The sequence below is a fragment of the Monashia sp. HAY1-5C genome, assembly GCF_056755255.1.
Genome location: NZ_JBPGXG010000099.1, coordinates 1 through 17,527, shown reverse-complemented (window position 1 = coordinate 17,527; position 17,527 = coordinate 1). Strand labels below are relative to the sequence as shown.

Below are 17,527 nucleotides of genomic sequence, written 5' to 3'. Positions count from 1 at the left end.
CCCCCCCCCCCCCCCCCCCCCCCCCCCCCCCTCTCCCAACCACACCCCCACACCCCAGATGTAGCTCCGTCTCGTGGGCTCGGAGATGTGTATAAGAGACAGCCGGTGGGCCTCGCCGCCGTCGCCGCGGGCACTGACGTCACCGCTCTCACCGGGCGCGCTCGGGGCGCTGCACCTCCCGGTCGGTGCGGTTGTGGGTCCGGCGGATGATCTCGAGGGAGGAGACGCGACGGGGCCGGTGCCCGGTGGGGGCGTAACGGGCCTCGACGGCCGCGCGGACGATGCTGTAGTCGCTGATCGACGTGCTCATGATCGGTGTCCTTCGCTGCTTCCGGATGGGTTCTGCTGACTCATCCAGAGTCGGCGGCTGAGGTAGGGCGGCACATCGGGTGACCTGCGTATCCGGCGTGGGCGCGCTACCTCAGACCGCTACCTCAGACGCGTGCGGGCCGTGCCGCGGCCGCCTCAGCCGAGCACGAGCGGCACGGCGACGGCGACCATGACGAGCGCCACGACGACGTCGAGCACCCGCCACGTCACGGGCCGGGCGAAGAGGGGAGCGAGCAGCCGTGAACCGTAGCCGAGGCCGGCGAACCACACGGCGCTCGCGGCGATGGCGCCGACGACGAAGCACCAGCGTCCGTCCGCACCCTGCTGGTTGGCCAGCGACCCGACGAGCAGGACCGTGTCGAGGTAGACGTGCGGGTTGAGCCAGGTCAGGGCGAGGACCGTGGCGAGGACGCCCCCGCGCCGCCCGACCGTGGCCGCGTCGTCACCGGCGCGCAGGGCGGCCGGGTGCCGGGCGCTCCACAGCGACCGGACCGCGAACCCGACGAGGTAGGCCGCGCCGAGCCAGCGGGCCCACGCCAGCACCGCCGGGTGGTCGGTGACGACGCGCCCGACGCCGAGCACACCGGCGACGACGAGGAGGGCGTCCGAGGTCGCGCAGACGGTCACGACGAGACCGACGTCCCGACGCGTCAGGCCGGTGCGCAGGACGAAGGCGTTCTGGGCGCCGATGGCGACGATGAGGGAGGCCATGGTGAGGAAGCCGGCGAGGCTGGCGGTCATGACGACGACGCTAGGTCGTCGCCACTCATCAGTGAAGCGACGTTTCCTTCGGGATCATTAGCATTGCTTCATGCGCCTGCGCCCGGACCAGCTGGCCGCCCTCCTCGCCATCATCGAGACGGGAACGTTCGAGGCCGCCGCGCGCCATCTCCACGTGACCCCGTCGGCCGTGAGCCAGCGGATCCGCGCGCTGGAGAACGAGATCGGTCACGTCGTGCTCGTCCGGGCCACGCCGTGCCGTGCCACGCCCGCCGGCGAGTCGCTCGTCCGCCTCGCGCGCCAGCAACGGCTACTGGAGGACGAGGTGACCCGCGACCTGGCCCCCGCGGCCGGGGGCGTCGTCGACCTCAGCGTCGCGGTCAACGCCGACTCCATGGCGACCTGGTTCGGTGCGGTGCTGCGCGAGGTCGCGACGTGGGACGGTGTCGTCCTGCGGCTGCGCGTCGAGGACCAGGACCACTCGGCGTCCCTGTTGCGTGCCGGTCAGGTGCTCGCGGCCGTCACGTCGGATCCCGCTCCGGTGCAAGGCTGTTCGACCGAACCTCTCACGACCCTGAGGTACGCGCCCGCCGCGACGCCGGTCCTCGTCGACCGGTTCGCGCGCGGGCGTGGTGTCGACTGGGCCGCGATGCCCGTGGTGCGCTTCAACGCCAAGGACGACCTCCAGCAGCGGGTCCTCGATCGGCACGGCGTCACGACCGCACCACCGACGCACGAGGTGCCCGACGGTGGCGGCTTCGTCACCGCGGTGCGCTCCGGTCTCGGCTGGGGCATGCTGCTGGAGTCCCAGCTGGCACCGGCCGTGGCGGCCGGCGAGGTGGTGCGGATCGGCGGGCGCGACCACGTCGACGTCCCGCTCTACTGGCAGCGCTGGCGCCTCGGGTCCGGCCACCTCGACCGGCTCACCGACGTGGTCAGGCGGGCGGCGACGCGGGGTCGTCAGCACGGGCGAGCCACTCGCGCCACGCCGCGAACCCGCCGATGACGTCGGTGGCGCGATGGATGCCGAGGTCCTGCAGGGACGCCGCCGCCAGGCTCGAGGAGTACCCCTCCTGGCACAGCACGACCACCTCGAGGTCGTGGCGCGCGATGGGCAGTGCGGCCTCCGAGGCCGGGTCGAAGCGCCACTCCAGGACGTTGCGCTCGACGAGCAGCGCCCCGGGCAGCTCGCCCTCTTCCCGACGCTGGGCCTCGGGCCGGGTGTCCACGACGACGGCGCCGCGCTCGCGGACGGCGGCGTCGGCCTCCTCGGGGGTCAGCCGGTGCAGCCGGGCGCGGGCTCGGGCCAGGACCTCGTCGATGCTGCTCACCAGTCCACTCCTGCCGCCTGCTCCTCCTCGACGACGAGAGCGCCGTCGACCTCACGGTAGCTCGTCATGAGCGTGAGCCTGGGGGCGTAGACGTGCAGGCTGACGGCCGGGTCGGGGCCGAGGTTGGTGACCCGGTGCAGGTGGCGGCGACCGAAGGTGCGCTGGTCCCCGGGGTCGAGCCGGACACCGGGCGCGGTGACGCGTCGCACGGGGTCGAGGTCGACGGCGCTGCGGTACCCGGCGACCTCCTCGGTGAGGACGCCCTGCAGGACGACGAACGAGCCCGAGCTGCCGCCGTGGTCGTGCCACGGCGTGCCCTGGCCCGGCAGCCAGGTCAGCAGCCACGCCTCGTGGTCCTCGTCCGCGTGGAGGCGGGCGTAGTAGCGGGTGACCGGGTCGAAGTCGACGAGCCGCGACCAGAGGGTCTGCTGGCGGCCGAGGCGTCGAGCCGTGTCGGCGAGCTGGACGGGTGTGCGGGGAGCGTTGCGGGACATGCCGAAGGAGGCCTTTCGTGGCTGCGGTGGAGTCGGTGCTGCGGTGCACTGCGCTGCGGTGCTTTGCGCTGCGGTGCACCGCGGGAGGGAGGCCCGGCGGGCGGGCCTCGGGGCGCTCATCGCACCCGGCGACATCGCTCTCGAACGGCGCTCACATAACTGCACGTTTCCACACCAAGAACCGTAACTTATGCATCTCGAGCCGCAAGGGCTGTCCGGATTGTGGCGGCATACTGGCGCCGGACGGCCGGAAAAGAGAGGGCGCGATGTCGGTGCTGGCGCCTAGGTTGCTCGGGTGACCCTCGACGCCCGACGTGACCCCGATGCCCAGCCCGCACCGGACGTGGTGCCGTCCGGGTCCAGCGCGCTGCGCCCGGCCGACCGCTGGCTCGTCCTCGGGGCCATGGCGCTGACGCTCGTGCTCTGGGCGTCGGCCTTCGTCGCGATCCGCCACCTCGGGCACGACGTCCCACCGGGCGCGCTGTCCCTCGGGCGGCTCCTCGTGGCGTCCGTGGCGCTGGCGGCCCTCGTGTTCCGCCGGCCGCGCACGTGGCCGGCCCGCCGCGACTGGCCGCTCCTGCTCCTGTGCGGCGTCGCGTGGTTCGGGGTGTACAACCTCGCACTCAACGAGGCCGAGCGGCGCATCGACGCCGGCACGTCGGCCCTCGTCGTGCAGATCGGGCCGATCATCGTCGCGCTCCTCGCCAGCGTGTTCCTCGGCGAGGCGATGAGCAGGTGGCTGCTCATCGGGATGGCCGTCGGCTTCGCGGGCGTCGTCGTCATCGCGCGCGGGTTCTCCTCCGGCGGCTCCGGTGACCTCGTCGGGGTGTGGCTCGCGGTGCTGGCCGCCGTGACCTACGCCGTCGGCGTGCTCGCGCAGAAGCCGCTCCTCGGGCGGCTGCCCGGGCCCGAGGTGACCTGGATCGCGTGCGTCGTCGGCGCCGTCACGTGCCTGCCGTGGACCGGTGAGCTCGTCGACGTCGTTCGGACGAGCGACGCGTCGTCGCTGCTGTGGATCGTCTACCTCGGCGTCTTCCCGACCGCCATCGCGTTCTCGACGTGGGCGTACGTGCTGGCCCGCGGCAACGCCGGGACCGTCACCCTGACGACGTTCCTCGTGCCGTTCATCGCCACCCTCATCGCCTGGGTGCTGCTCGACGAGGTGCCGCCCGCGCTGACCTTCCTCGGCGGTGCGCTCTGCATCGCGGGCGTGCTCCTGACGCGGCGCAAGCCCGGGCGGGCGTCCGCCCGAACGCAGTAGAGCCGGCCTGCTCGGAGCACGCCTCAGCCGGCGACGGCGCGCGGCGTGCGGGTGAACGCACGGCGGTAGCGGAGCGGCGGGACGCCGATCTGTCGCTGGAAGTGGTGGCGCAGGATCGCCGCCGTGCCGAACCCGCTCTCGTGCGCGATCCGCTCGACGTCGAGGTCGGTCGACTCGAGCAGGTGCCGGGCGCGCAGCACCCGCTGGGTGGTCAGCCACCGGTGCGGCGACGTGCCGACCTCGGCCGCGAACCGCCGCGCGAAGGTCCGCTCCGACATCGCCGCGCGACGCGCCAGTGAGGGCACCGAGTGGTCCTCGTCGAGGTGCTCGAGGACCCAGTCGAGGACCTCCTGCAGCGAGTCGCACGACTGCTCCGGCACCGGCGTCTCGACGTACTGCCGCTGGCCGCCGTCCCGGTGGGGCGGCACGACCATCCGGCGCGCGATGCGCGTCGCCACCTCCGAGCCGAGCTCGGTGCGCACGAGGTGCAGGCACGCGTCGATGCCCGCGGCCGTGCCGGCGCTCGTGATGACCGGGCCGTCCTCGACGTACAGCACGTCGAGGTCGACGTGGGCCGTCGGGCAGACCTCCGCGAGGCGCGCGGCGTACCGCCAGTGGGTCGTCGCCGCGCGCCCGTCGAGGACCCCTGCGGCCGCGAGGGAGAAGGCGCCGGAGCACACCGACAGGACGTGGGCGCCGCGGGCGACGGCGTCGCGCAGGACGTCGAGGACGCCCTCGTCGAACGGTCCCTCGACCGTCCCGGCCGGGACGGCGACGAGGTCCGCGTCGCGGGCGGCGGCGAGGTCGTGGGTCGGGACGATGCCGATGCCGCTCGTCGAGCGGTGCACCTGCCCGGGGCGCGAGGCGCACACCCGGAAGTCGAAGGCCGGGACGCCGTCGTCGGTGCGGTCGATGCCGAAGACCTCGCAGAGCACCCCGAGCTCGAACGCCGCGACCGGCTCCTGGACGACGACGGCGATGGTGCGCAGCATCCGCTCAGTCTGCCACGAGAATTGGCAGGAAATCATCGGAGGGCGACTGTTCTGCCACTCGTGGCGGTATCCCGACGCGCGCAGACTTTCTGCCATGGACATCATCTTCTTCATCGCCCTCATCGCCCTGGTTCTCGCCGCCCTCGAGCCGCACCACCGCCGCACCTTCCACCTGCCGCACGCGCCGTTCGGTGCCGACGCCGACCGCGACGCCGACCTCCCGCGCGTCCTGCACGACGCGATCCGTCGCTGACGGTGCTGCGAGCAGCCCCCACCGGCACCCGACGGCCGATCGCGTCATATCCGGGCCTCTAGGCCCAGTCCTAGACAGGTTGATAGGCCTTCAGCGACGCGCCGTCAACGGTTGCGTCGGGCGACGGCCGCGGACAGCACCGTCGCGAACCCGCACCACGCCGCGTACGGCAGCAGCGCCGCACCGCCGGGCCTGCTGACGCGCAGGGTCCGCCGCGCGAGGTCGAGCCCGCTCGCCGAGAGCACCGCGCTCTCCACCGCGGCGAGGTCCGGGCGTCGCGCCCCCCAGAACACCCAGCTCCACGCCGCGTTCAGCGCGAGGTTCGTGCCGAACGCGCGGAGGTAGGCGGCCCGCCCCGCGGTGTCACCGGCCCGGTCGAGGGTCGTCAGCGTCGACGCGGCGGTGGCCGCGAGATCGGTGTAGAGCACCGTCCACACGAGCGGGAAGGCGACCGGGGGCGGCTGCCACGCCGGCTTGACCAGCGACCGGTACCAGCGCGAGCCGGGCCGCGTGCCCATCGAACCGGCCACGGCGCACGCGGCCACCGCCGTCCCGGCGACCACGGCGTTGCGCAGCGCGGTGTCGCGCGGCACGGTCCGCATCGCAGTGCGCACCGCGTCGTCGAAACCGGTGAGTCCACCCGGCACGTCGACGTAGCCCTCGATGTCGCGTTCCTTCGCCACGACCTCGTGCACGAGGCTGCCGACGAGCGGCTTGGCCAGGCCCGCGGAGATCGGCGTGACGAGCCCGACCCAGTGGCTCGCGAGCCGAGGCGTCAGCACGGGAACGGTCGCGACGAGACGGCGACGCCGTCCGGTGACCGCGGCGAACCGCGCGATCATCTCCCGGTAGGTCAGGACGTCCGGTCCGCCGATGTCGAACGTCCGGTTGACCTCCGGGGGAAGCGAACCCGCGCCGGCGAGGAGCGTCACGACGTCGTCGATCGCGACCGGCTGGATGCGGTTGTCGAGCCACCTCGGCGCGACCATGGCCGGCAGGCGGGTCGTCAGGTAGCGCAGCATGTCGAAGGACGCCGACCCGTCCCCGATGACCACAGCGGCCTGCAGCACCGCCGTCGGGACGCCCGAGCCGAGCAGGATCCGCCCGACCTCGACGCGTGAGGCCAGGTGCGGGGACAGCTGCTCGCCCGAGGGGTGCAGGCCGCCCAGGTAGACGATGCGTCGGACGCCGGCGAGCCGGGCGGCCTCGGCGAACGTCGTCGCGGCGGCGCGGTCGCGCCGCTCGAAGTCGGGACGGTCGTCCATCGAGTGCACGAGGTACCAGGCGGCCTCGACGCCCTCGAGCGCCGCCCGCAGGTCGCTCGCCGAGGAGACGTCGCCCTCGGCCACCTCGACGCGAGAGCGCCACGGCTTGTCGGCGACCGACGAACGGCGCCGGGTGAGGACGCGGACGGTCCAGCCGGCATCGAGCAGCCGGGGCACGAGGTGGCCGCCGATGTAACCGGAGGCACCCGTCACGAGGGCGGTTCGGACGGAGGTCATGGGATCACCTGGTCAGCTCGAGGGCGGGTGGGAGGAGCACGAGCATCCCGGTCGACCACACGACGTGCGTGATGACCGGACCGAGGAAGCCGCCGGTGACACGGCGCTGCAGGCCGGTCACGAGGCCGAGCACCGCTGCGGCGAGGACGAGGAGGGGGACACCGGTGCCGACCGTGGTCACCGCGTAGAGGCCGGTCGTCAGGGTCACCGGGTGGCGGGGGAGGGCGGCGTAGAGGGCGCCCCGGAAGTAGAGCTCCTCGACGACGCCGTTGAGGAACGTCAGGGCCAGCACCGCTGCGAACGCGCCGAACCGGGCGTGGTCGAGCAGCTCGTCGACCGGTTCGCGGAGCACGGGGACGCGCGCCACGACCAGCGCGCCGGCGAGGAACACGACGAGCAGCAACGTGCCGAGGACGAGGGACTGCACGACGGGCCGAGCCCGCTCTCCCCGTCGGGTGCGGCCCATGCCGGCGTGGAGGGGGCCGGACGCCAGTGCGCCGAGCAGCCACACGGCCGCGAGCCCCAGCGTCGCGACGTAGAAGAGTGGGTCGCCGGGCCTGATCCGCAGCGCCCAGGCCAGCACCCCGGTGCCGACGAGGAACGTCACCACGACGACGACCTGGCGGCGACGGAGGACGTCGTCGGGGTCCCGGTGGTCGCGGTCGACCTTCCGGACCAGCGCCGCGTCGACGAACGCACGCAGCTCGGCGACGGGGCCCCGCATCTGTCGTCTCCTCGGCTCGTCCACCGGGTCACCGGCCGGCCCGCTCGTACCGGTGCACCGTGTCCGTGCGCTCGTCGTGGTCGACGATCGGCTCGGGGTGCCCGGGGTGAGTGGCGCAGATGGCGTACCCCCTGCCGGCGCGTCGCGGACGGCTGCACCGCCGGGACCCACGGGCGAGCGGGTACGTCCCGGTCGACCGAGTTTTCCTGACGACGTTGTCCATCCTTCGTCCGCGCCGTATGGTGACTGTCGAAGGTGTGTCAAAGGTTGGAGCGGGCATGGACATCGAACGGACGGTGACGGCGGGCCGTCCGGTCCACGCGGTGTACGCCCGGGACCTTCGGGACGACCGGCAGCACGCCCAGAAGGGCGCGCGCCCGGCCCTCGAGCGACTGGAGTAGGCCCGACCGTGTACACCATCAAACGAGCCGCCGAGCTGACCGGGATCAGCGTCGCGACGCTGCGCGCCTGGGAGCGTCGCTACGGCGTCGTCTCGCCGAAGCGTTCCGACGGCGGGTACCGGCTCTACGGTCCCGACGACGTCCGCGCCCTCGCCATCATGAACTCCCTCGTCACCGACGGCTGGTCCGCACGGGAGGCCGCCGCCGAGACGCTCCGGCGCCTCGCGCCGCCCGAACCGGGTGACCGCAGCGGCCGCACGGCGCGGGTGTCCCCGATCCGGGCCGCCGGGTGGCGCGGCGGCCACCTGCAGTCCGAGGACGCCGACGCCTTCCTCCGCGCCGCCGAGCGCCTCGACGCCGCGTCCGCGACGGCCGTCCTCGACGCCCGCTTCGCGCTCGGCACCTTCGAGCACGTCATCGACGACTGGCTCATGCCGACCCTGCGCCTCGTCGGCGAGGCCTGGGCGCAGGGACGGCTCACCGTCGCCGGCGAGCACCTCGTCTCCTACGCCGTGCAGCGTCGGCTCGCCGCCGCGTACGAGGCTGCGTCCGGACGCGTCGACGGCCCGGGGCTGCTCATCGGGCTGCCGACCGGGGCCCGGCACGAGCTCGGGCTGCTGGCGTTCGCCGTCGCCGCCCGCCGAGCCGGGTTCGCCACCGCCTATGTCGGCGCGGACCTCCCGGTCGAGGAGTGGGTCCGCGCCGTCGAGCTGCGCCACGCGGCCGGGGTCGTCATGGCCGTCCCCCGCGCCGACGACATCGGTGCCGCGCGGACCATCGTCGACGCCATCCACGCCCGGCATCCCGAGGTCGTCATCGGCCTGGGCGGCAGCGAGCAGGGGGCCGTCGAGGACGGCGTCGTGCACCTCGGCCACTCGATCACGATGGCCGTCGGCGAGATGAGCCGGCGCCTGCGCATCTCCGCCTGATGCGCGTCCTGCTCCTCGGGGGCACGGGTGAGGCCCGCGCCCTCGCGGCCGCGCTCGTGGCCGAGGGCGTCGACGTCGAGTCGAGCCTCGCCGGGCGGGTGAGCCGACCCGCGCTCCCCGTCGGCCCGGTGCGCACCGGAGGGTTCGGTGGCGTCGCCGGGCTCGTGGCCTACCTCGGGGCCCACGGGTTCGACGCCGTCGTCGACGCGACGCACCCCTTCGCCGCCGGCATCAGCGACAACGCCACGTCGGCGTGCCGCGCGACCGGCGTCCCCCTCCTGCGGCTGCAGCGCACCGGATGGGCGGCGCGGCCCGGCGCCGACGCGTACACGTGGGTCGACACCGTCGCTGCCGCCCGGGACGCCGCCGAGTCGCTCGGTACACGTCCGTTCGTCACGACGGGGCGCCAGCAGCTCGACGTGTTCGCGCGCTGGGACGACCGCCCGGTCCTCGCCCGGGTCGTCGACCCGCCGGAGTGGCAGGTGCCGGCGACGTGGGAGGTCCTCCTCGCACGCGGGCCGTTCACCGTCGAGGCCGAGAGCCGGCTCATGACGTCGCGTCGCGTCGACGTCCTGCTCACCAAGGACTCGGGCGGTCCGCTCACCGAGGCCAAGCTCGACGCGGCGGCCTCACTGCACGTCCCCGTCGTCGTCGTCCGTCGCCCCCGCGTCCCCGACGGGGTCGTCGTCGTCGACGACGTCGAGGCCGCGCTGCGCTGGGTGGCGGGCGTGTCGGTCCCACGCAACCGCGAGGGGAGCACCGCGCCGGTACGTTCGGACGCGTGACGGCGGGCCACCGGCAGGAGCGGGCCACGTGGGAGCAGCTGCTCCCCGGCCTCGCCGTGCTGCGCCGGTACGAGCGGCACTGGCTGCGCGGCGACGTGCTCGGCGGCATCACCGTCGCCGCCTACCTCGTGCCCCAGGTGCTGGCGTACGCGGAGGTCGCGGGGCTCCCGGCCGTGACGGGGCTGTGGGCCGTCGGGCCGGGGCTGCTCGTCTACGCCGTGCTCGGCTCGTCGCGGCAGCTGTCCGTCGGACCCGAGTCGACGACGGCTCTCATGACCGCCGCCGGCATCGGGGGCCTCGTCACCGCGGCCGGCGGCATGGCGGCGCGCGAGGAGGCAGCCGCGCTGCTGGCCGTCGCCGTCGGCGTCCTGTGCCTCGTCGGCCGGCTGGTGCGGCTGGGGTTCCTGTCCGAGCTCCTCTCGAAGCCGGTGCTCGTCGGATACATGGCCGGCATCGCGGCGCTCATGGTCGTCAGCCAGGTCGGCAAGGTGACCGGCCTGCACGTCGTCGGCGCGTCGTTCACCCAGGAGCTGGGCTACGTGGCGACGCACCTCGCCGACGTCCACGTGCCGACGCTGCTGCTCGCCGGCGGCGTCCTCGCCGCGCTCCTCGCCTTCCGCCGGCTGCGCCCGCAGTGGCCGGGGCCGCTCATCGCCATGCTCGCGGCGACCGTGCTCGTGCTCTCGCTCGGGCTGCGCGACCGGTTCGGCATCCAGGTGGTCGGTCCGGTACCCGAGGGCCTGCCGGGCGTGCGGCTGCCCCGCGTGGGCGAGGTCGACGTGTGGACGCTGCTGCCGGCCGCCCTGGGGGTCGCCGTCGTCGCCTACTCCGACAACGTCCTCACCGGGCGGGCGTTCGGGGCTCGGCACCGTGAGTCGGTCGACAGCAACCAGGAGTTCCTCGCGCTCGGGGGTGCCAACCTCGCGGCAGGGCTGCTGCACGGGTTCCCGGTCAGCTCGAGCGGCAGCCGCACCGTCATCGCCGACGCCATGGGTGCCCGCACCCAGCTGCACTCGCTCGTCTCGCTCGTCATCGTCGTCGGGACCCTGCTGTTCCTCGGCCCCGTCATCGGCGCCTTCCCCCTCGCGGCGCTGGGCGGCGTGGTCGTCTTCGCGGCCATCCGCCTCGTCGACGTCTCCGAGCTGCGGCGCCTCGCCGGCTTCCGTCGCAGCGAGCTCGTCCTCGCCCTGTCGACGACGGCGGCGGTGCTGCTCTTCGGCGTGCTGCCCGGTATCGGGGCCGCGGTCGCGCTGTCGGTCCTCGACCTGCTCCGCCGCATCGTCCACCCGCACGACGGCGTCCTCGGCTACGTGCCGGACTACGCCGGCATGCACGACATCGACGACCACCCCGACGCCGTCCAGGTGCCGGGGCTCGTCGTCTACCGCTACGACTCACCCCTGTTCTTCGCCAACGCCGACGACTTCGTGCGCCGGGCCCTCGCGGTCGTCGACGAGGCGCAGGCGCGGGGGCGGGTGGAGTGGTTCCTCCTCAACGCCGAGGCCAACACCGAGATCGACCTGACCGCAGTCGACGCTCTGGACCTGCTGCGGGAGCGGTTGCAGGACAAGGGAGTGCGGTTCGCCATGGCCCGAGTCAAGGAGGACCTCCGTGCCTCGCTCGTCGCAGCCGGGTTCGTCGACCGCATCGGCGGGGATGCCGTCTACCCGACGCTGCCCACGGCCGTGGCCGCCTACGTCGCGGCCTACACCGCCGAGCACGGCGCCCCGCCGCCGGGGCTGCGGATCCCGCCGGTCCCGCCTCAGCCCGAGCCGGGCTGACAGCGTCGTGCGGTGGGTGCGGGGCCGGCGCCCCCGAGGACGACGGCGACGAGGGCGGCCACGGCGAGCGAGCCGGCCGAGACGCATCGGGCGAGCCGCACCGCCGGGGCGATGTCGCCCACGGACGCGGCCGGGCCCGTGCCGAGCGTGCCCCGGTCCTCGACGCGTCCGCCGTAGCTGTTGGACCCGCCGAGCCGCACCCCGAGGACGCCCGCGAACGCCGCCTCGACGACGCCCCCGTTGGGGCTCGGATGCGCCGGTGCGTCGCGCCGCACCGCTGCCCACCCGGCTGACGCTCGGGGGCGAGTCGGGGCGGCCGCCAGCGTCAGCGCGCCGGCCACGCGTGCCGGCACCCAGTTGACGACGTCGTCGAGCCTGGCTGCGCCCCAACCGAACTGGAGGTACCGCGGTGTGCGGTGCCCGACCATCGCATCGAGCGTGTTGACGGCCCGGTAGCCGAGCAGGCCCGGGACGCCGAGGAGGCCGCCCCAGAGCAGCGGCGCCACGACCGAGTCCGACGTGTTCTCGGCCAGCGACTCCACGCACGCGCGGGCCACGCCGTCGGGGTCGAGGGCCGACGCGTCGCGTCCGACGAGGTTGCGCACCTGGACCCGGGCGCCGGCCAGGTCGCCGGCGGTCAGCTGTCGCTCGATCGTCGTGGCCTCGCGGACGAGCGAGCGCCCACCCAGGACCGCCCAGGTCGCTGCCGCCGTGGCGAGGGTGTGCGCGAGCGGGTGTCGCCGGCCCACCCGTTCGAGCGCGGCGCCCAGGGTCACCGTCGCACCGACGAGCACCCCGACGTGGGCGACCCCGTTGCGGCGTCGGGGTGCGTACGTGCGCGCCTCGAGCGCGGTTGCGGCAGAGCCGAACCCTGCCACCGGATGCCAGCGCTGCGGGTCACCGAGCGCCTGGTCCGCGAGCCATCCGAGGGCGAGCCCGAGGGCCCGCGCCACCGACCGTCTCACTGCGGCGCGAGCACGTCGAGTGCGGCGACGGCCCCGATGACGGCGACGGCAGGGGCGCCGATCCCGGCCTCCCGCACCGCCGTGTCGATCGCGGTGAGCGGCGCCCGCACCGAGCGCATGCTCGGCAGTCCGGCGTCGGCCACGACGGCCGCCGGCGTGTCGGCGGGCAGGCCCTCGCGGACCAACGCCTCCGCGATCGCGCCGAGCGTCGCAACACCCATGAGGACGACGATCGTCGTGTTGCTGCGGGCGATCGCGCCCCAGTCGAGGGTGCTGCGCGGGTCGCCCGGAGCCACGTGGCCGCTGACGACGGTGAACCCCTGGACGAGCGTCCGGTGGGTCACGGGGATGCCGGCGAGGGCGGGGGCGGCGATGCTCGAGGACACACCGGGCACGACGCGCACCGGCACGCCGGCCGCCGCGCAGGCCTCGGCCTCCTCGCCACCCCGGCCGAAGACGAAGTTGTCACCACCCTTGAGCCGCACCACGTCCCGGCCGTCCAGCGCGTGCTCGACGATGACGTCGTTGATCCGCTCCTGCGGGGTGAAGGCGCCACGGGGGATCTTGCCGACGTCGACGAGCACGGCGTCCGGCCGCGCGTGGCGCAGGGCGTCCAGGGGCGCGAGCCGGTCGTGGACGACGACGTCCGCCGAGCGCACGGCCTCGAGGCCGGCGACGGTGAGCAGCCCGGGGTCTCCGAGTCCACCTCCGACGAGGGTGACGGTGCCGACGGGCCGGACCCCGCTGACGGCGTCGGTGTGGCCGTGGGCGGGGGTCGCGCGGGCACGGACGACGACGTCGAAGGAGTCCGGGTCGGCGGAGGGGTCGTGGGAGACGAGGCCGCGCTCGACGAGGTCGCGCAGCGTCGCGCCGAGCGCCTCCGCCGCTGCGGCGACCGTCACGCCGGCTCCCTCGCGCAGCAGGGCCGACACGGTCGCGGCGGTGGTGCGCTCGACGCCCTCGAGGAGCACCCGGCGGCCGCGGAACATCGACTCAGGCGACATGACGGCTCCTCAGGTCGGTCAGGGCCGCCACGAACGCGCGCGAGGTCGCGGCGTCGCGGACGGCGACGCGGATCCACGCCGGGCCCAGCCCCGGGAAGGTCTCGCCGCGACGCACCGCGAAGCCGCGTGCCGCGAGGGCCGCTCGGACCGAACCCGGCCCGAGCGGCGACGTGTCGACGAGGACGAACGGGGTCGCCGGGCTCCCGGCGACGGCGAAGCCCGCCGAGCCCAGCTCGGCGAGCAGCACGGCGCGGTCACGGCCGAAGGCGAGGGCGGCGGCCTGGGCCTCGGACGCGGCCCGTTCCGACGCGCAGGCGACGGTGGCGGCGAGGGCCGGGGTCGAGACCGACCACGGCGGTTGCACGGCGCGGAGGCGGTCGACGAGCGCGGGGTCGCCGACGACGTAGCCGGCCCGCAGGCCGGCCAGGCCCCACGTCTTCGTCAGCGAGCGCAGCACGAGCACGCCCTCCAGGACGCCGTCGTGCGGTCCCTCAGCGAGCACGGAGGCGTTCTCGCCCGGCACCGCGTCCATGAAGGCCTCGTCGACGACGAGGACCCGGCCGGGCGCGCGCAGCGCGAGGACGTCGTCGCGCGGGTGCAGCACGCCGGTGGGGTTGGTCGGGTTGCCGATGACGACGAGGTCGGCGTCGGCTCCCGGACCATCGGGACGGTAGGCCGCCGGGTCGAGCCGGAATCCGTCGTCGGCGGTGAGCACATGCCGGTGCACGTCCCGTCCGGCCGCCCGCAACGCCGCTTCGGGCTCGGTGAACTGCGGGTGGACCACCGACGGGCGGCGCGCGCCGAGGGCCCGGGCGACGAGGGTGAACGCCTCGGCGCCCCCGGCCGTCGGCAGCACCGCCTCGGTCGGCGCGCCGTGCCGTGCGGCCAGGGCCTCGGTCGCCGCGGTCGCGTCCGGGTACCGGCCGAGGTCCGCGAGCGACCGCGCCACGACGTCGGCGAGCCAGGGCGGTGGCGCAGGTAGGCGCACGTTGACGGCCAGGTCGACGAGGCCGGGAGCGACGTCGCGGTCGCCGTGGTGGTGCAGGTCGACGCTCACGTCCGGCTCCTCGCCGATGACGACGCCGGTGCCGGCGTCCGCCGCGTCGCGTACTCGTGCACGGACGAGGCGAACTGCGCCGCCAGAGAAGGGTGCCCGGCCCAGTGCGTGTGCAGGTACGACGCGTGCAGCGTCGCCCGGCCGGTGCCGGCCGGGTCCAGGGCGAACCCCTCGGGCTGGCCGTCCACGAGCCAGGCAGCGTCGCCGGTGGGCCCCTCGACGGACACGGTGGTGCGGTGGAACTCGTGGCCCGTGACGCGCCGTCCGGGCTCGGCGGCGACGGATGCCGTCGACGCCACCGCGGACCGGTAGCCCATCGTCAGCCGGGGCCCCATGGCCGCGACGGCGGGCAGGACCCCGGCCATCCGTTCGCCGTCGAGGCTCTCGCAGAGGTAGAGCAGGCCGGCGCACTCGGCGACGGTGGGCAGTCCCGCGCGGACGGCCTCGCGCACCTCACCGAGCAGCGACGAGTTGGCGGCCAGGGCCTGAGCATGCACCTCGGGGAAGCCGCCGCCGAGGTGCAGCCCGGCCGTGCCGGGTGGGAGCGACGCGTCGCGGGTCGGGTCCACGACGACCGGGTCGAGCCCGGCCGCGCGCATCAGCTCCTCGGTCTCGGCGTAGCGGAAGGTGAAGGCCCGTCCGCCCGCCACCGCGACGACCGGGCGGGGGCCGCCCTCCGACGGGCGGCGGTCGACGAGTTCGCCCGAGGCCGAGGCGATCTCCGCGGTCGGATCCCACGGTGTCCCCGACAGGTCCGGCGCCGACCCGGCGATGGACAGGACCGCGTCGAGGTCGACGTGCGCCGCCACGCGCTCGGCGAGCCGCTCGACCGATGCGTCCGCCTCGTCGCGCTCGGGGGCGGGCACGAGACCGAGGTGGCGCGAGGGCGCCTCGACCCCGGCGTCGCGGGGCAGCACGCCGAGGACGGTGACCCCCGAGGTCTCGACGGCCGACCACACCTCGCGCAGGTGCCGGCCCGACGCCGCCTTGTTGAGGACGACGCCGGCCACCCGGATGCGGGGGTCGAAGGTGGCGAGGCCGTGCACGACCGCGGCGGCCGTGCGCGTCGTGTTGGACACGTCGACGACGAGCACGACGGGCGAGTGCGTCAGGGCCGCGACGTGCGCCGTCGAGGCGAACCCCTCGGTGCCGAGCCGGCCGTCGAACAGGCCCATGACGCCCTCGACGACAGCGACGTCGGCACCCCGGGCACCGTGCAGCAGCAGCGGCTCGACGCGGTGCTCGCCGCAGAGGAACGGGTCGAGGTTGCGGCCGGGGCGACCGGTGGCGACCTCGTGGTAGCCCGGGTCGATGTAGTCGGGCCCCACCTTGAACCCGGCGACCTCGAGACGCCGGCCGCGCACGGCAGCCATGAGGCCCGTGGCGACGGTCGTCTTGCCGTGGCCGGACCCGGGCGCCGCGACGACGAGCCGCGGCAGCCGCGTCGCGGCCACGGCGTCGTCGGCGGAGCGCATCCGGCCGAACGCGACGTCGAGGGCCGAGTCGAGGCCGCTCACCACTCGATGCCTCTCTGGCCCTTCTGGCCCTCGTCGAACGGGTGCTTGACCTTGGTCATCTCGGTGACGAGGTCGGCGAGCTCGATGAGCGGCTCGGGGCAGCGTCGCCCGGTGATGACGACGTGCTGGTGCCCGGGCCGGTCGGCCAGGGTGCGCACGACGTCCTCGACGTCGACCCAGCCCCAGGTCATCGGGTAGGTGAACTCGTCGAGGACGTAGAGCCCGTGGGTCTGGGCCGCGAGCCGGCGCTTGACCTCCTCCCAGCCCTCGCGGGCCGCGGCGGCATGGTCGTCGTCGGTGCCCTCCTTGCGGCTCCATGACCACCCGCTGCCCATCTTGTGCCACTCCATCGGGCCGCCGACCCCCGCGTCGCGGTGCAGCTGCCCGAGCGTCTCCACGGCGGTCTGCTCGCCGATGCGCCACTTGGCGCTCTTGACGAACTGGAACACCCCGACCGACCAGCCCTGGTTCCAGCCGCGCAGCGCCAGGCCGAAGGCGGCGGTCGACTTGCCCTTGCCGTCACCGGTGTGGACGACGACGAGCGGCCGGTTGCGGCGCTGGCGCGTCGTCAGGCCGTCGTCGGGAACGGTCGTGGGCTGTCCGCGCATCAGGCGGCCCTCCTCGGCTGGGTGGTGGTGCGAGCGGCGTCCACGATGGTCTGCGCGGCGACGTCGCCGACGGGAAGGTGCTGGGCCCCGAGGTCGGTGGCGAGCCGGGCGGCGAGGCCGAGCCGCATCCGCCCCGTCTCGCAGTCGACGACGACGGCCTCGACGCCCTCGTGGTGCAGCTGGCGGGCCACCCGGCTCGCGCGCGCGACCGCGTCGGGCCCGGCCGTCGCGCGTCCGTCGGTGACGACGACGAGCAGCGGGCGCCGGCTCGGGTCGCGCAGGCGTTCGACGCGGAGGGTCTCGTAGGCGGCGAGCAGGCCCTCGGCGAGGGGTGTCCGGCCGCCGAAGGGCAGGTCGCGAAGGCGCGCGGCGGCGACGTCGACCGACCCGGTGGGCGGCAGGACGAGCTCGGCGGCCCGGTCCCGGAAGGTGACGAGACCGACCTTGTCGCGCCGCTGGTAGGCGTCGAGCAGCAGCGACAGCACGGCCGAGGTCACGGCCTCGAGCCGACGCCGGGCGGCCATCGAGCCGGACGCGTCGACGCACAGGAGCACGAGGTTGGACTCGCGGCCCTGGAGCACGGCACGACGCAGGTGGGACGGGCTGACGCGCAGCCGCCGGGGCCGTTCGCCGGGGCTCCCGTCGTCCTTCGGCGTGCGGGCGGCGGCGGCCGCCCGGACCGTCGCGGGCAGGTGCAGCGGGCCGACGGGGGCGGTCGTCTCACGGACGCGTCGACCCGTCGTCGTGACGGCCGCGGACCGCCGGCCAGCGGCGCCGTGCCCGAGGCCGCGCGCCGTCAGCAGCCGGGCACGCGGCGTCTCGTCGGTCCCCGACGACTGTCTCTTATACACATCTGACGCTGCCGACGACGGA

The 17,527-nt window shown here is 74.8% G+C and carries 20 protein-coding genes; 7 read left to right on the top strand and 13 right to left on the bottom strand.

All coding sequences use genetic code 11. The annotated features are described in order from the left end of the window. Positions 1-148: 148 nt before the first annotated feature. Positions 149-310, bottom strand: a complete 162-nt coding sequence (locus tag ACR9ZK_RS15015) for a hypothetical protein (RefSeq protein ID WP_481342749.1) — start codon at positions 308-310, stop codon at positions 149-151. Positions 311-465: 155 nt separating this feature from the next. After that, a complete protein-coding gene (locus tag ACR9ZK_RS15010; protein WP_481342748.1) occupies positions 466-1,071 on the bottom strand; it encodes a LysE/ArgO family amino acid transporter in 606 nt (201 codons plus the stop codon). A gap of 70 nt (positions 1,072-1,141) precedes the next feature. Here ACR9ZK_RS15010 and ACR9ZK_RS15005 point away from each other — a divergent pair, with 70 nt between their 5' ends. Further along, a complete protein-coding gene (locus ACR9ZK_RS15005) occupies positions 1,142-2,056 on the top strand; it encodes a LysR family transcriptional regulator ArgP (protein ID WP_481342747.1) in 915 nt (304 codons plus the stop codon). Here the strand turns inward: ACR9ZK_RS15005 and ACR9ZK_RS15000 are convergent. Both ACR9ZK_RS15000 and ACR9ZK_RS14995 read right to left on the bottom strand, forming a co-directional pair. Continuing rightward, a complete protein-coding gene (locus ACR9ZK_RS15000; RefSeq protein ID WP_481342746.1) occupies positions 1,986-2,381 on the bottom strand; it encodes a rhodanese-like domain-containing protein in 396 nt (131 codons plus the stop codon). The two genes, ACR9ZK_RS15005 and ACR9ZK_RS15000, sit on opposite strands and share 71 nt — an antisense overlap. After that, positions 2,378-2,875 carry a cysteine dioxygenase gene (locus ACR9ZK_RS14995; protein WP_481342745.1) on the bottom strand — a complete coding sequence of 166 codons (498 nt, stop codon included), beginning with the start codon at positions 2,873-2,875 and terminating at the stop codon, positions 2,378-2,380. Before ACR9ZK_RS14995 ends, ACR9ZK_RS15000 begins: the two co-directional genes overlap by 4 nt. Before the next feature lie 295 nt (positions 2,876-3,170). On the opposite strand from ACR9ZK_RS14995, the gene ACR9ZK_RS14990 reads away from it, so the two are divergent. After that, positions 3,171-4,136 (top strand): DMT family transporter, encoded by a 966-nt coding sequence (locus ACR9ZK_RS14990; protein ID WP_481342744.1) that lies wholly within the window; start codon positions 3,171-3,173, stop codon positions 4,134-4,136. Between the two features lie 23 nt (positions 4,137-4,159). On the opposite strand, the gene ACR9ZK_RS14985 is transcribed toward ACR9ZK_RS14990, so the two are convergent. Next, a complete protein-coding gene (locus ACR9ZK_RS14985; RefSeq protein ID WP_481342743.1) occupies positions 4,160-5,128 on the bottom strand; it encodes a GlxA family transcriptional regulator in 969 nt (322 codons plus the stop codon). Positions 5,129-5,222: 94 nt separating this feature from the next. Here ACR9ZK_RS14985 and ACR9ZK_RS14980 point away from each other — a divergent pair, with 94 nt between their 5' ends. Then, a complete protein-coding gene (locus ACR9ZK_RS14980) occupies positions 5,223-5,381 on the top strand; it encodes a hypothetical protein (protein ID WP_481342742.1) in 159 nt (52 codons plus the stop codon). Positions 5,382-5,485: 104 nt separating this feature from the next. Here ACR9ZK_RS14980 and ACR9ZK_RS14975 read toward each other — a convergent pair whose 3' ends face one another. Further along, positions 5,486-6,883 carry a tryptophan-rich sensory protein gene (locus ACR9ZK_RS14975; RefSeq protein WP_481342741.1) on the bottom strand — a complete coding sequence of 466 codons (1,398 nt, stop codon included), beginning with the start codon at positions 6,881-6,883 and terminating at the stop codon, positions 5,486-5,488. 4 nt (positions 6,884-6,887) lie between these two features. Continuing rightward, positions 6,888-7,607 carry a CPBP family intramembrane glutamic endopeptidase gene (locus tag ACR9ZK_RS14970; RefSeq protein ID WP_481342740.1) on the bottom strand — a complete coding sequence of 240 codons (720 nt, stop codon included), beginning with the start codon at positions 7,605-7,607 and terminating at the stop codon, positions 6,888-6,890. A gap of 278 nt (positions 7,608-7,885) precedes the next feature. Between ACR9ZK_RS14970 and ACR9ZK_RS14965 the strand changes: the two genes are divergently transcribed. The 4 genes from ACR9ZK_RS14965 to ACR9ZK_RS14950 are packed head-to-tail and all read left to right on the top strand — an operon-like array spanning position 7,886 to position 11,503. Next, the gene (locus tag ACR9ZK_RS14965) at positions 7,886-8,008 is read left to right on the top strand and encodes a hypothetical protein (RefSeq protein ID WP_481342739.1); all 123 of its coding nucleotides are present in this window, start codon (positions 7,886-7,888) and stop codon (positions 8,006-8,008) included. 8 nt (positions 8,009-8,016) lie between these two features. Next, positions 8,017-8,937, top strand: a complete 921-nt coding sequence (locus tag ACR9ZK_RS14960; RefSeq protein WP_481342738.1) for a MerR family transcriptional regulator — start codon at positions 8,017-8,019, stop codon at positions 8,935-8,937. Continuing rightward, positions 8,937-9,722 carry a cobalt-precorrin-6A reductase gene (locus ACR9ZK_RS14955; protein ID WP_481342737.1) on the top strand — a complete coding sequence of 262 codons (786 nt, stop codon included), beginning with the start codon at positions 8,937-8,939 and terminating at the stop codon, positions 9,720-9,722. Before ACR9ZK_RS14960 ends, ACR9ZK_RS14955 begins: the two co-directional genes overlap by 1 nt. Beyond that, a complete protein-coding gene (locus ACR9ZK_RS14950; RefSeq protein WP_481342735.1) occupies positions 9,719-11,503 on the top strand; it encodes a SulP family inorganic anion transporter in 1,785 nt (594 codons plus the stop codon). Before ACR9ZK_RS14955 ends, ACR9ZK_RS14950 begins: the two co-directional genes overlap by 4 nt. On the opposite strand, the gene ACR9ZK_RS14945 is transcribed toward ACR9ZK_RS14950, so the two are convergent. The 6 genes from ACR9ZK_RS14945 to ACR9ZK_RS14920 are packed head-to-tail and all read right to left on the bottom strand — an operon-like array spanning position 11,485 to position 17,505. Next, positions 11,485-12,456: a cobalamin biosynthesis protein gene (locus ACR9ZK_RS14945; protein ID WP_481342734.1), complete on the bottom strand. Its 972-nt coding sequence runs from the start codon at positions 12,454-12,456 to the stop codon at positions 11,485-11,487. The genes ACR9ZK_RS14950 and ACR9ZK_RS14945 overlap by 19 nt on opposite strands. Positions 12,457-12,464: 8 nt before the next feature. Then, the gene (gene cobA / locus ACR9ZK_RS14940) at positions 12,465-13,472 is read right to left on the bottom strand and encodes a uroporphyrinogen-III C-methyltransferase (RefSeq protein WP_481342733.1); all 1,008 of its coding nucleotides are present in this window, start codon (positions 13,470-13,472) and stop codon (positions 12,465-12,467) included. Beyond that, positions 13,462-14,529: an Rv2231c family histidinol phosphate aminotransferase CobC gene (cobC, locus tag ACR9ZK_RS14935; protein WP_481342732.1), complete on the bottom strand. Its 1,068-nt coding sequence runs from the start codon at positions 14,527-14,529 to the stop codon at positions 13,462-13,464. Before cobC ends, cobA begins: the two co-directional genes overlap by 11 nt. After that, complete coding sequence (locus tag ACR9ZK_RS14930) at positions 14,526-16,046, bottom strand: cobyrinic acid a,c-diamide synthase CobB (protein WP_481342731.1); 1,521 nt, start codon at positions 16,044-16,046, stop codon at positions 14,526-14,528. The genes cobC and ACR9ZK_RS14930 overlap by 4 nt, the downstream gene beginning before the upstream one ends. Next, positions 16,043-16,654, bottom strand: coding sequence for a cob(I)yrinic acid a,c-diamide adenosyltransferase (cobO, locus tag ACR9ZK_RS14925; RefSeq protein WP_481342730.1), 612 nt, complete (start codon positions 16,652-16,654; stop codon positions 16,043-16,045). The genes ACR9ZK_RS14930 and cobO overlap by 4 nt, the downstream gene beginning before the upstream one ends. Then, positions 16,654-17,505 (bottom strand): vWA domain-containing protein, encoded by an 852-nt coding sequence (locus ACR9ZK_RS14920; RefSeq protein ID WP_481342729.1) that lies wholly within the window; start codon positions 17,503-17,505, stop codon positions 16,654-16,656. Before ACR9ZK_RS14920 ends, cobO begins: the two co-directional genes overlap by 1 nt. Positions 17,506-17,527: the final 22 nt, after the last annotated feature.